The sequence below is a fragment of the Streptomyces sp. NPDC033136 genome, from assembly GCF_055578235.1.
Genome location: NZ_JBVIPD010000003.1, coordinates 417,984 through 431,842, shown reverse-complemented (window position 1 = coordinate 431,842; position 13,859 = coordinate 417,984). Strand labels below are relative to the sequence as shown.

Here is a 13,859-nt window from a genome sequence, read left to right as displayed (position 1 = left end):
GTTCCGCCCGGGTGCGTACCCGGTGAGAGGAGCCCAAGTGTCAGCGGAGGGCGGCGGGAGCCAGGGCGCGCCGGAGGCCGGGTACGAGCCGGACCCGAACCGGTGGCGGGCCCTGTGGGTCACCCTGGTGGCCGGTTTCATGAGCCTGCTGGACGTGTCGATCGTGGCAGTCGCCCTGCCCACCATCCAGCGCGAGTTGCACGCCTCCGCCGCCCAGGTGCAGTGGGTGGTGTCCGGGTACGCCCTCTCCTTCGGCCTCGCCCTGGTCACCGCCGGCCGTCTCGGCGACGCCCTGGACCGGCGCCGCATCTTCCTGCTCGCCCTCAGCGGCTTCGTGCTCTTCAGCGCGGCCTGCGGAGCGGCGCCCAGCATCACGCTGCTGGTGGTGGCCCGTCTCGCCCAGGGCCTGGCGGCCGGCTTCATGGCTCCGCAGAACTCCGCGCTCATCCAGCAGATGTTCCGCGGCGCCGAACGCGGCCGTGCCTTCGGGTTCTTCGGTGCCACCGTCGGCGTCTCCTCCGCGGCCGGCCCCCTCGCCGGCGGCCTGATCCTCGCGCTGGCCGACGGCCCCCAGGGCTGGCGGTGGATCTTCTACATCAACGTCCCCATCGGCGTCCTCGCCGTGCTCCTCGGCCGGCGTCTGCTGCCCCGCACCCGGCGCTCCGGCCGGGAACACGTGGACCTGCCCGGTGTCCTGCTCCTCGGCCTCGGTGTCCTCGCGCTCATGTATCCGCTGGTGCAGGCGGAGGCCGGCGGTCTGACCCGCCTGTGGTGGCTGTTCCTCGCCGGCGCCGCGCTCCTGGTCGTCTTCGCCCTGTGGCAGCGCCGCCTGCTGGCCCGCGGCACCCAGCCGCTACTCGACCCGCGCCTGTTCACCACCGTGCGCGGCTACGCCGTCGGCGCCGGCGTCGGCACGCTCTACTTCATCGGCTTCAGCGGCGTCTGGCTGGTTTTCGCCCTCTTCTACCAGCACGGGCTGGGCTTCTCCCCGCTCCGTTCCGCCCTGGCCGTGACCCCCTTCGCCGTCGGCTCGGCGTGCGCGGCCGCGGTCTCCGGCCGGATGGTGGACCGGCTCGGCCGCCTGCTCACCGTGGGCGGGCTCGTGGGTGTGATCATCGGCCTGGGCGGTACCGCGCTGCTGCTGCGCTTCGCGCCCCTCGACATCGCGCCCTGGCTGGCCGCCCCGGCCCTGTTCCTCGGTGGCGTCGGCGGCGGGTGCGTGATCTCCCCGAACATCACCCTGACACTGCGCGACGTACCCGTGCACATGGCCGGCGCGGCGGGCGGCGCGCTGCAGACCGGTCAGCGACTCGGCGCCGCCGTGGGCACCGCCGCGCTGCCCGGCCTCTTCTACCTGGTGCTCGGCAACCGGGGCGACGACTACCGCGGTGCCCTCTTCCTCGCACTGGTCGCCGGCATCGCCGGCATGGCGGCGTCCCTCGCCCTCGCGGCCTTCGACTGGCGGCGCGACCGGCGGACGCGGGAGCCGCACCGGGAGTGCCCGGACGACGTCGCCCACAGCCCGGTGCACGCCCGGCACACCTGACCGTCAGCCGCTCACCGGTGCCGTCGCGTCGTGCCCCAGCTCGCCGTGGAGTGCGGCGGTGGCGATGGCATTCATGGACGCCAGGAGCAGCAGCGCGAGCGCCCCCCAGAAGATACGAGCTGCCCGCGATGGCGGACAGCTCCTCCGAGCAGACGGTGGACCCCCGCTGGAGGCCCTGGCGGCGCGGGCGCGCGTCCTCACGCGGCGGCGGACAGCGCCCTTATGCCCGCGTCGAAGGTGATCGGCGGCTCGAACTCAAGGTCGCGGCGGGCGGCTTCGACGTTGAACCAGTGAGGGTGCAGCAACTCGGCGACGAGGAACCGGCTGAGCGCGTGGGTGCGGGCGAGACCGGTCAGCCGCAGCACCGATTCGCAGGCGGTCGCGGCGGCCCGGGCCAGGGGACGCGGCACGGTGCACCAGCTGGCCTCGAGCCCGGCCGCGCGCAGAAAGTGGGCGGTGATGTCGCGCAGGGGACGGGGCTCGTCCTGGGTGATGAAGTAGGCGCGGCCCCCGATGCGGCGGCCCTCCCGGAGCCGGTCCAGGGCTAGCAGGTGGGCCTCGGCGGCGGTGTGCAGATGGGTCGTGTCGACGAGGTTGGTGCCGTCGCCGGGCATCACCAGACGGCCGGCGCGCACGGCCCGTGCCAGGGACGGGGCGAAGTGCGGGTCGCCGGGACCCCAGATGATGTGCGGGCGCAGGGAGACGGCGGCCAGGCCGGGGCCGTCGGCGGCCAGGACGAGGGCTTCCGCGTGCGCCTTGGCGCGCGGGTAGGCGGCCAGGTGCCGGTCGGGGTAGGGGCAGCGTTCGTCGGCGTTCTCCAGGCCGCCGGGCCGGAAGACGACGCTCGCCGTCGACGTGTAGATCAAGGTGCCGACCCCGTGGGCCCGGCACTGGTCGATGACGTTGCGGGTGCCGAGGACGTTGGTCCTCCAGTACGGCCCGAGAGGGCCGCTGACACCGGCGAGCGCGGCGTTGTGGATCACCGCGTCGCAGCCCGCGAGCGCGCGGGAGACGGCGGCCGGATCGGCCAGGTCTCCCTGGTGGTGCCGGACGCCGAGGCTCTCCAGAGTGGGGCTCGGGCGGCGGCCGAGGGAGGAGACGGCGGTGCCGCGGGCGACGAGCCGACGGCAGATCTCCTGCCCCAGGAAGCCGCTTCCGCCGGTGACGAGGACCCTCAACGGCGGCCTCCCGTCGCGTATGCGGCGAGCCGGGCACGGTCGATCTTGGAGTTGTGGCGGATGTCGGTCGGGAAGCGGGGGCGGAAGAGCACGGTGCCGATGCGGCGGCCCTGCGGGTGCTCGCCGAGGGCGGCACGCAGTGCGTCCAGGACAGCGTCCCGCTGCGCGCCGCGCTCGGGCTCGACGCAGAGCACCGCCCGCTGCCGCCCGGTGGGGCCGACACCGACCAGGCCGGTACGGCGGACCCCGGGGGCGGTGTCGGCGGCCGCCTCGACGTCCTCGGTGGTGAGGGTGAAGCCCTCGCCGGTGACGAGGTGGGCCTTGCGGCCGAGGTACCAGAGGCGGCCTTCGCCGTCGAGGCGTCCCAGGTCGCCGGTGCGGTGCCACAGGGTGCCGTCCGCACGGGATTTGGCGGCGTCCGTGGCGTCGGGGCGGGCGTGGTAGGCCGGGCTGACCACGGGCCCGGCGACGGCGATCTCTCCGAGCCCGGTGCCGTCCGGGTCCAGGATGCGCGCGCTGATGCCGGGGAGGGGGCGGCCCAGACACGTGCCGGCGTGGCCGGGGGGCGGCTGGACGCGCAGCGCGTCGGCGTCGATCGCGGCGACGGGCAGGCACTCGGTGGCGCCGTAGACACTGAGGATCTCCGCCCCGGGCGGAAGGGCCTTCGCCAGCGTCTCGATGAGGCGGGGGCGAAGGGGCGCGCCGAAGGAGAGCACGCGGCGCACCGACGGCAGTGTCAGGCCGCGGCGGGAACAGTGCCCGGCGATCAGGCCGAGGATCGCCGGTGAGCCGAGGACGATGTTCGCCCGGTGGCGCAGGAGGGGCCCGACGAGATGTCCCGGGGGCGTGCGTGCCGGTGCCAGATGGTCGACCTGCGGGGCGACGGTCGTCAGGCCGAGCAGCGGGCCCAGCGCGGCGAACGGCAGGAAGCAGGACAGCAGCACGTCACCGGCCTCGGCGCGCAGCACGGCGTCCAGGGAGCCGAGTTGCCCGGCCAGGGTGCTGTACCGGTACTCCACGCCCTTGGGCTGTCCGGTGGAACCGGAGGTGAAGGCAATCATCGCCAGGTCGTCCGGCCCCGGTTCCGGGACGCGCGGGGCGGGGCCGCTGCCGTCTGGCATCGCCAACGGCAGCTCCCTTCCCAGGAGCCGGCCGCCACCCGGGAAGCCGCGGCCGGTGACCAGGGCCGTACGGACATGGCCGCGCCCCCAGCCCAATGCCCGGCGTGCCACATGGGCCAGGGGCTCCCCGATGAAGACCCCGGGGGCGATCTCGTCCAGGCAGCGCCGTGCCTCGGCGCGCGGCTCGATCAGCACGGGGACGGCACCGAGCGACGTCAACGCGTATACCGAAGCCATGAGCTGCCAGGCGTCCTTCGTCATCACCACGGCCCTGTCGCCGTGCCGCACTCCGGCAGCCCGGAGGGCGTCCGCGGTACGGAGGGTGCCGTCCAGCAATTGTGCCGCCGTGACGTCTTCGGCGGACCCGGCGCCGGCGCAGCGGACCAGTACGGTCGCCTGTGGCCGTCCGGCCATCCGGGTCAGGCGGGTGAACAGGCTGTCGGGTGCGGCGGTCATCGCCCTCCTCGAAGGAAGTCACGGATGCGGACGCCGAGTTCGTCCGAGGCGTCGTCCATCACCAGATGGCCGGCGCGGGGGAAGCGGTGAACGACGGCGTGCGGATGGCGGCGGGTCCACTCGGCGAGGACGGGCGGCGTGAAGACCGGATCGCGCATGCCCCAGCCGATGAGCATCGGCAACTGCCGCAGGCCGTCGGCCCCGTCGGGGGGTGAGAGCAGTCGCCAGGCCTCGTCGGAGAGGTCCCGGGGGATGGCACGGACGAACTCCGTGATCGCCCCACGGTTGTCCCGGCGGGCGTACGGCAGCAGGTAGGCGCGCCGCTCGGCGGGACTGAGCCGGTGGGTGACGCCGAGGCGGACCGTGGCCCGGGCGAAGGCGTTGGTGGCGTGGACGGCGGCGGCCACCGGACGGTGGTCCCGGATCCAGCGCAGATAGAACGGCAGCCGGTAGCCGTCGGGCCAGGGGAAGGCGATGGTGTTGAGGACCACCAGGCGGGAGACGACCCCCGGGTTGCGCAGCAGCCAGGCGATGCCGAGCGGCCCGCCCCAGTCGTGCACGACGAACGTCCAGCCCTGCCGCGGGACACCCTCGCGGCGGACCAGGTGGGTGTAGAGGGCGTCCAGCTGGTCGAGTTGGTGCGGATAGCGCGCCGCGGGATCGGGCGGCGGCGCCATGTGCTGGGACAGACCGAGGCCGGGCAGGTCCGGGGCCAGGCAGCGGGCGTGCGGGAGCAGCGTGGGCAGCAGCTTGCGCCAGGCGTAACTCCAGGTCGGATTGCCGTGCAGGAACAGCAGCGGTTCGCCCGTGCCGACGTCGAGATAGTGCTGGCCCGTCTCCGGCACGAGCCGCCAGTGCTCGCGGGCGGGGTAGCCGGGCAGCAACTGCTGGAGAACGGAGGTGTGCGTGGGGGCGGCCGCGCGCCGGTTCTCGGCGGTCACCAGCGGACCAGCGCCAGACCGAAGCTCATACCGCTGGCCAGACCGAGCATCGCCACGGTGTCGCCGGGCTCGATCCGGTCGCTCTCCCGCACCTTGACCAGTTGCAGGGGCAGGGAGGCGGCGGCGCAGTTGCCGTGCTCGGCCACGGTGGGCAGGCACCGGTCGGCGGGCAGGGGGAGCTTGTCGATCAGCTCCTGGTACTGCGGCATGCCGATCTGGTGGAAGGCGATGAAGGCGCTGGAGCGGACCGCCTCCAACTCCCGCGCGGCGGCCTGTCGGAGGAACGTCAGGCCCTCGACCGCGGCCGTGCGCAGCAGGTCGCCGTTGAGCCGGATGGTCAGGTGCTCGTCGTCGAACGCCCGCGGGTGCATGGAGCCGCCGCCGCTCACCGTGCAGGCGTTCCAGGCCGACGACTGGGCGGCGAACCGCAGCATGAGCACTCCGGGAGCGTCCTTGCCGGCGGGCCCGGCGGTGAGCAGCAGCGCGGCGCCCGCGTCGGAGACGGTGTAGCCGGGCATGGCCCGCAGCAGGGCCTCATGGTCGGGGACGTGCCAGCGCGTGACCATGGTCCCCACCTCGCCGCAGGCGATGAGCACCGTGCGGTAGCGGCGGGTGGCGATGAAGGCGCTGGCCACCTCGATCGCGTTGAGGACGCTGTTGCAGGCGTTCGTCACGTCGAACACCGGGCAGGTCGCGCCCAGTTTGGCCGCCACGAGGTGCGACGTGGACGGTTCGATCATGTCCTGGCTGGTGGCGGCGAACAGCAGCAGATCCACCTCGTCGACGGTCGTGCCGGCGTCCGCGAGTGCCTTACGGACGGCCGAGACCGCGAGGTCGGAGGCGCATTCCCCCTCCTCGCTCACGTGGACGCCACGCACTCCCGTGACGTCCTCGAGGAAGCCGGGCAGCGGTACGTAGGGACTTCCGGCGGCGGCGATCCCGGCCCGGATCTCCTCCATGGTCCGGTAGCGGGACGGCAGATGGACGGCGACTGATGTCAAGCGGGCACGCGGGGCTTCGAGCACCGCGCCACCGTAACGGCGGGTCACGCACTGTGACAGAAAGGTCACTCGTGTGGTGGACCGGGATCACGCTCACGGGTGAAACAACCCTTGGCCACCCGGCCACCAGGGCAGTGTCCTCCCGCTCGGACCGACAAACGGGACCAACAGGGGGGCAGTTGATGGCTGCAGGACGGGACGACCGGTTGGTGGCGGTGGTGGGCGTCGGCTGCCGGCTGCCGGGCGGGATCACGGGCCTCGACGGGTTGTGGGCAGCCCTGCGGGACGGCTGTGACCTCGTGGGGGAGATGCCGCCGGACCGCTTTCCCAGGGACCGGTTCGTCGACCCGGGGGCGGTGCGGCCGGGCCGCAGCTACACCGCCGCCGGGGGCTTCCTCGACGACGTCGCGTCCTTCGACGCCGCGTACTTCGGCATCTCGCCCAAGGAGGCGGCCCACGTCGATCCGCAGCAGCGGCTGCTGCTGGAGATGACCGCCGAGGCGCTGGACGACGCCGCCGTACCGGCCGAGACGCTCGCCGGGTCCGACACGTGCGTGTACGTGGGCGTCTCCGACCCCGGTTACGGCACCGTCCTGACGATGCTGGAGGACCACACCAGCCCGCACACCATGCCCGGCGCCACCCTGTCCATCGCGGCGAACCGCCTGTCGTACGCCTTCGACCTGCGGGGCCCCAGCATGGCCATCGACACGGCCTGCTCCTCGTCGCTGGTGGCACTGGACCGCGCCTGCCGCACCCTGCGGGAGGGCACCAGCCGCGTGGCGCTGGCCGGCGGGGTCAACGTGCTCGCGCACCCCTACTCGTTCGCCGGCTTCTCCTACGCGGGCATGCTGTCGCGGCGCGGGCGGTGCGCGGCCTTCTCCGCCGACGCCGACGGCTTCGTGCGGGCCGAGGGCGGCGCGGTCCTCGTGCTGAAGCGGCTGGCGGACGCGGTGGCCGACGGCGACCGCGTGCACGCCGTCCTCGCCGGCACCGGCAGCAACTCCGACGGCCGTACGACCGGCATGACACTGCCGAGTTCCGAGGCGCAGGAGGCGCTGCTGCGCGCGGTGTGCGACGAGGCCGGGATCGGCCCGGACGACCTGGTCTACTTCGAGGCGCACGGCACTGGCACGCCGGTCGGCGACCCCGCCGAGGCCCGGGCCATCGGCCGGGCCCTCGGCGCGCGGCGCGGCAACGGCCCGCTGCCCGTCGGGTCGGTGAAGTCCAACTTGGGTCATCTGGAGCCCGCGGCGGGCATGGCCGGGCTGCTCAAGGCGATGCTGGTGCTCCGCCACCGGACCGCGCCCGCCACCCTGCACGCCCTCCCGCTCAACCCGGCCATCGACTTCGACGAGCTCGGCCTGGCCCCCACCGTGGCGCCCGTGGAGCTGCCTCGCTCGGAGCGGGCCGCGGTCGGGGTGAACTCCTTCGGCTTCGGCGGTGCCAACGCCCACGCCATCGTCGTACCACCCCCTCCGGCGCCGCCCGGGCCGGCACCCGCAAAACGGCCGGTGCCGGTCATCGTCTCCGCGCGGTCGCCCAAGGCGCTCCAGCAGTTGAGCGCGCGGATGGCCGAACGGCTGCGCACGGCGCCACCGGAGGAGTTCTACGACCTGGCCCGCACCAGCACGCTGCGACGCAGTGCCCACCCGCACCGGGCCGCAGTCCTGGCCACCGGTCCCCGGCAGGCGGCCGACCGGTTGGAGAGCCTGCACACCGACACGCCGTCCCGCGGGGCCGTGACCCGCAAGGCCGAGCGGGGCGCCGTCGCCTTCGTCTACTCCGGCAACGCCTCCCAGTGGCCCGGCATGGCCGCCGACCTGATGGCCGACGACGCCGTCTTCCGCGCCGCCGTCGAGGAGGCCGACGCCGCGCTGGCCCCGCATCTGGGCTGGTCCGTGGCCAAGGAGCTGGAGCGTCCCAACGCGCCGCGTTGGGCGCGCACCGAGATCGCCCAGCCGGTGCTCTTCGCCGTCCAGGTCGGCCTGACCGCCCTGTTGGAGTCCCAGGGCCTGCGCCCGGAAGCGGTCGCCGGGCACAGCGTCGGCGAGGTGGCCGCCGCCTACGCGGCCGGGGCGCTGACCCTGGAGCAGGCGGCATCGGTGCTCGCCCAGCGCAGCCGCACCCAGGCCCTCACGGCGGGCCGCGGCCGCATGGCCGCCGTCGGTCTGCCCGAGGACGCCGCACGCGAGGAACTGGCCCGGTTCGGCGGGGCGTTGGAGATCGCCGGCATCAACAGCGACCGGGACGTCACCGTGGCCGGCGACCCCGACGCGCTGGCCGCGCTCGGCGCCGACCTGACCGCCCGCGAGGTCTTCTTCCGCGAGCTTGATCTGGACTACGCCTTCCACAGCCGCGCCATGGACCCCATCGAGGAACCCCTGTGCGCCGCCCTGGCCGGACTGACCCCCGCCGAGGCACGGGTGCCGTTCGTCTCGACCGTCACGGCAACCCCTTTGACCGGCCCGGAGCTTGACGCCGGGTACTGGTGGCGCAACGTACGCGAGCCGGTGCGCTTCGCCGAGGCCATGGGCCGGCTCGCCGACCAGGGCATCGGCATCCTCGTCGAGATCGGCCCCCACCCGGTGCTGCGCCCCTACCTGCGTCGTACGGGCCTGTCGTACGTACCGACGCTGCACCGCGACGGGGACGGGCCGCGAGAGGCCACGGTCGCGGTCGCCGCCCTGCTCGCGGCGGGCGCCGACGTGGACTGGCGGGCGCACTTCCCGCACCCCGGCCGGGTCGCCGACCTGCCCGCCTACCCCTGGCAGCGCGACCGGCACTGGCACGGCACTCCGCGGGACCTCCTCATGCACACCAGCGGCACCGGAGTCCTGGACCACCCACTGCTCGGCGAACGCCTGCCCGCACCCCACCCCCTGTGGCACGGCACCGTCGAACCCCAACTCGTGCCCTGGCTGGGCGACCACCGGGTCGGCGGTGGCGTCCTGATGCCCGCCGCCGCGTACGCGGACATGGCGCTGACCGCCGGGCAGCGGGCGCTCGGCCGCCCCGTGGAGGTACGACACCTGGAGCTGGCCCGTCCGTTCCCGATCGAGTGGCCGGACCCGGCCGGAGCCGCGCTGCAGACCGCCGTCGTCCCGACCGACGGCACCCTGACCATCAGCACACGGGACGGGCGCGACGCCGAGATCCAGCCCGTCGTCCGGGCCCAGGTGCGCACCCAGCTGGGTGCCGCTCCCGGTCCGCTGGACATCGCCGCGGTCAAGGCCCGCTGCTCCCAGACCCTCACGGGTGCCGACTACTACGAGCAATGCCTGCGTCTGGGGCTGCAGCTCGGCCCGGCGTTCCAGGTCCTGAGGAGCCTCGACCTCGGCGAGGGCGAGCTGCTCGCGTGGTACCGGCTCGAGCACCCGGCCGACGCCCACACGGTCCACCCCGTGCTGCTGGACGGGCCCTTGCAGGCCACCGCCGCCCTGGCCGACCAGCCGACACGGGAAGTCGGCGGCTTCCTCCCGTCGGTCTTCGGGGCGGTACGAGTGTGGCGTACCCCCGCGCCGGAAGGCGTCGTCCACCTGCGACGCCGCAGCCGCAGCGCGAACGAGATCTGCTGGGACATCACGTACGCGGATCTCGACGGCACCGTCACCGCCGAGATCGACAAGTGCCGCACCCGGCGCGCTCGCGTCACCGACCACGCCCCCCTCACCGTCCAGCGCACCGTGCTGCGCGCGGCCCCGCACCCCTCGACGCCCGCCCCACCGTCCCCGCTGCCCGCTCCGGCCGAGCTCGCGGACGTCGCCCGGACGCGTATCGCCTCCGCCCGCACGGAACTCGACAGGAGCGGCCACGCCCGGTTCACGGCCGCCGCCGAACGGGCCGGCGCCCACTGCTGGGCAGCGGCCCTGCACGGCCTGCTGCCCCACCCGGACGAGCCCTTCACCGTGCCCGACCTGGTCGCCCAGGGCCTCGCGCCCCGGCACCGCAGGCTGGTGCGTCTGATGCTGCCCCTGCTGGTAGAGCAGCACTTGGCCGAGGCAGACGGGGAACGATGGCGGCTGAACGCCGCGACGGACCCGGAGGAGGCCCTGCGGAGCCTGACGCAGGACCACCCACGCTTCGGCCCGGCCGCGCTGCTGATCAACAGTCAGCTGCGGCAGCTGCCCGACGTGCTGCGCGGCACCGCAGACCCGCGCGACCTGATGCCCGTCGGCGAGAGCTTCCTCGAACAGTGGCAGGAGACCGCGCCCACCCACCGCTACACCCACCGGGTGGTGCAGGCGCTGCTCGACCGGATCGTCCGCGACTGGCCCGCCGACCGTCCGCTGCGCATCCTGGAACTGGGCGCCACCGGCACGGCCCTGACCGCCGCTGCGCTGCCGCTGCTCCCGGCCGACCGCACCCACTACACCTGCACGGCTCCCGCCGGCGTCTCCTTCGCCCGCGCCCGCCATCGCTTCGCCGCCTGCCCCTTCATCGACTTCCGTAGCCTCGACCCGGACGCCGACCCGGCCGTCCAGGGCTTTCCGCCGGGCGGCTTCGACCTGGTCCTGGCCGGTGACGCCCTGCACGCCACCGCCGACCTGACCGCCGCACTGGGACACGTGCGCTCGCTCCTCGCCCCGGGCGGCCACCTGCTGGCCACCGAACGGCACCACGACCGCCTCGACGCACTGCTGCTGGGCGGCCCGGAGTCCCTGTGGAAGCGCGGTGACCGGGACCTGCGTCCCACCACCAGGCTGCTGCCGCGCGACGCGTGGACACCCCTGCTGGAGCGATGCGGTTTCACCAGCCCCTGGCAGACGGGACCCGACGACCACACGGTGCTGCTCGCCGCCGCGCCCCGGGACGCGGCCGCCACGCCCCGGGACGCGGCCGCCACGCCCACCCTGCCCGGACCGGTGCCGGACACGGCCTGGCTCGTCGCCACGGAGACCGACACCGAAGCTCCGGCCGCCAGGGAACTGGCAGCACTGCTGGGCCCGGCCACGATCCTGCCCGCCCCCACCGACGCCGCCGCGTGGACGACGGCACTGCCCGGCGAGGCCGCGCCGCGCATCGTCCTGCTGCTCGCCGAGCCCGACCCCCAGCAGCCGGCCGCCCGAACCACCCACCGCGCGGCCGTCCTGCGCACGCTGGCCGCCGCCTGCCGCAACCTGCCCGAAGGCCGTGCCGCACATGTGTGGCTCGTCACGCGCCCCACCGGCCTGTTCCCCGCCCCGGAACGCCCCGCCCACCCCGAGGACGCGGCCGTCTGGGGTGCCGCCCGCACCCTCGCCAACGAAGAGCCCGGCCTGGGCCTACGACGTGTCTCCCTCGACCGCACGGCGGACCCGGCCGCCGACGCCCGGCGGCTGGCCGCGGAATTGCTTCACCCGGGCAGCACTCCGACCGAGGACGAGGTCGTCCTCACCACGGCCGGACGCTTCACCCCCCTCCACGTCGAGCACCCGTGGAACGAGCCGCTCACCGTCCCCTCCGGCGTGCCCTTCCTCCTGGAGGTCCGCGACCCCGGCCCCGCCCGGCGCCTGGTCTGGCGGGAGACGGCCGTTCCGCGGCCCGGCCCCGGCGAAGTCGCCGTCGAGATGCGCGCCGTGGCGCTCAACTACCGCGACCCCATGCGCGCCAACGGCCTGCTCCCGCCCGAAGCCGTGGAGGGCACCGCGCTCAGCCGCGGACTGGGCATCGACGGTGCCGGCATCGTCCGCGCCGTCGGCCCCGGGGTCACCGACGTCGCGGTCGGCGACCGGGTGTGCGGTGTCGTCCCCGCCGCCCTCGCCTCCCACGCCGTCACCTCCGACCACAGCCTGATCAAGATCCCCGACGGCATGAGCCACGCCGAGGCGGCGACCTTCCCCATCGCCTTCCTGACGGTCCATCACGCCCTGGTCGACCAGGCGCGGGTGGCTCCCGGTGAGACGGTGCTCGTGCACGGCGGCGCCGGCGCGGTGGGCCTGGCCGTGCTGCAGTGCGCCCACGCCCGGGGCGCCCGCGTCATCGCCACCGCCGGGACCGAGACCAAACGGAACCTGCTGCGCAGTCTCGGGGTGTGGCACGTGCTCGATTCGCGCAGCCTGGAATTCGTGCCGCGCGTTCGTGAACTCACCGAAGGCCGGGGTGTCGACATCGTGGTCAACTCCCTCAGTGGTGAGGCGATCGCCCACGGACTCGATCTGCTGCGCCCCAACGGCCGCTTCATCGAACTCGGCAAGCGGGACATCTTCCTCAACAACACGCTGCCGATGCGGGCCTTCGACCGCAGCCTGACGTTCATCGGCTTCAACCTCGACCATGTGATGCTGGACCGCGATCGCGACCGCGACCGTGACCGCGGCTCCCGTCTCGTCGCCGACGTCGTCTCCCTCATCGACCAGGGCGTGTACCGGCCGCTGCCGCACACCGTCTACCCGGCCGCCCGGGTGGAGGAGGCCTTCCAGGTCCTCCAGCACTCCCGGCACATCGGCAAGGTGGTCGTCTCCTTCGACCACGAACATCCGCTGGACGAGCCCGTTCCGGTCCAGCCCGCACCCCGGCCACCCGCTCTGGACCCCGACGGCACCTATCTCGTGACCGGCGGGCTGAGCGGCTTCGGCGCTGCCACCGCACGGTGGCTGGCCGACCACGGCGCCCGGCATCTGGCCCTGGTCTCCCGCCGCGGCCGGGCCACCCCCGAGGCGGACGCTCTCGTGGACGACCTGGCCGGGCGCGGTGTTCACGCCACCGCCCACGCCGCCGACGTCACCGACGAGACGGCCCTGCGCCGGGTCCTCGACGCGGTCGACACCACCGGGCACCGGTTGCGCGGGGTCGTCCACGCCGCGATGCACCTCGACGACGCGCCCCTTGCCGACCTCACCGACGACCGGTTCAGCGCCGTCCTCGCCCCCAAGGCCGACGGCGCGGCCCTGCTGGACCGCCTCACCGCGAACCACGACCTGGACCTGTTCCTCACCTACTCCTCGATCGCCACCGCCGTCGGCAACATCGGCCAGGCGCCCTACGCGGCCGGCAACGCCTACCTGGAAGCCCAGGCCCGCGCCCGCCACGCCCGGGGGCGCCCGGCCACCGCACTGGCCTTCGGCCCGATCGGCGAGACCGGGTACGTCGCCCGGCACGCCATCGGCGACGCCATGGCCGAACGGGGCTTCCAGCCCCTCACCGTCGCCGAGGCCCTCGCCACCGCCGGCGGCCTGCTGCGGCCGGGCACCGATGTGGCGGGCATCGGCCGCTACCGCTGGAGCCGTGCCCGCCGCCTGCTGCCCAGCCTGGCCACCGCCCGTTTCACCGCCCTCGTGCCGGCCGGCACCGGCGCCGGCCCCCAAGGCCGGGCGGAGCTGCGGCGCGAACTGGCCGGCCTCACACCCGACGACGCCCGGGCCGCGATCACTCAGACCCTGATCCGGCTGCTCGCCGTCGTGCTGCACAGCGACTCCGAGGAGCTGGACGCCACGCGTCCCGTGACCGACTTCGGCCTCGACTCGCTGTTGAGCACCGAATTCCTGGTACGCGCAGGCGAACACTTCGACGTCCGTCTGACGGCCGGCGAGCTGATGAACAGCGACCGCACGCTGACGCACTTCGCGCAACTGGTGCACACCAGGCTGGACCTCACATAGAAAACAGCGGACCCCGGGCGAAGGCCGTCTCCGCGT

The 13,859-nt window shown here is 74.3% G+C and carries 6 protein-coding genes; 2 read left to right on the top strand and 4 right to left on the bottom strand.

Annotated features, from left to right (window positions below; all coding sequences use genetic code 11):
• Positions 1 to 37 precede the first annotated feature (37 nt).
• Positions 38 to 1,546, top strand: a complete 1,509-nt coding sequence (locus ACZ5TL_RS07625) for an MFS transporter (protein ID WP_468588455.1) — start codon at positions 38 to 40, stop codon at positions 1,544 to 1,546.
• A gap of 197 nt (positions 1,547 to 1,743) precedes the next feature.
• On the opposite strand, the gene ACZ5TL_RS07620 is transcribed toward ACZ5TL_RS07625, so the two are convergent.
• From ACZ5TL_RS07620 to ACZ5TL_RS07605, 4 genes are read right to left on the bottom strand one after another with little or no spacing between them, the layout of a single operon-like run.
• Positions 1,744 to 2,724: an NAD-dependent epimerase/dehydratase family protein gene (locus tag ACZ5TL_RS07620; protein WP_468588454.1), complete on the bottom strand. Its 981-nt coding sequence runs from the start codon at positions 2,722 to 2,724 to the stop codon at positions 1,744 to 1,746.
• The gene (locus tag ACZ5TL_RS07615; protein WP_468588453.1) at positions 2,721 to 4,301 is read right to left on the bottom strand and encodes an AMP-binding protein; all 1,581 of its coding nucleotides are present in this window, start codon (positions 4,299 to 4,301) and stop codon (positions 2,721 to 2,723) included. Before ACZ5TL_RS07615 ends, ACZ5TL_RS07620 begins: the two co-directional genes overlap by 4 nt.
• Positions 4,298 to 5,242 carry an alpha/beta fold hydrolase gene (locus ACZ5TL_RS07610; protein WP_468588452.1) on the bottom strand — a complete coding sequence of 315 codons (945 nt, stop codon included), beginning with the start codon at positions 5,240 to 5,242 and terminating at the stop codon, positions 4,298 to 4,300. Before ACZ5TL_RS07610 ends, ACZ5TL_RS07615 begins: the two co-directional genes overlap by 4 nt.
• Positions 5,239 to 6,243, bottom strand: coding sequence for a 3-oxoacyl-ACP synthase III family protein (locus ACZ5TL_RS07605; protein ID WP_468588451.1), 1,005 nt, complete (start codon positions 6,241 to 6,243; stop codon positions 5,239 to 5,241). The genes ACZ5TL_RS07610 and ACZ5TL_RS07605 overlap by 4 nt, the downstream gene beginning before the upstream one ends.
• Before the next feature lie 182 nt (positions 6,244 to 6,425).
• Between ACZ5TL_RS07605 and ACZ5TL_RS07600 the strand changes: the two genes are divergently transcribed.
• The gene (locus tag ACZ5TL_RS07600) at positions 6,426 to 13,823 is read left to right on the top strand and encodes an SDR family NAD(P)-dependent oxidoreductase (RefSeq protein WP_468588450.1); all 7,398 of its coding nucleotides are present in this window, start codon (positions 6,426 to 6,428) and stop codon (positions 13,821 to 13,823) included.
• The last annotated feature ends 36 nt before the right edge of the window (positions 13,824 to 13,859 follow it).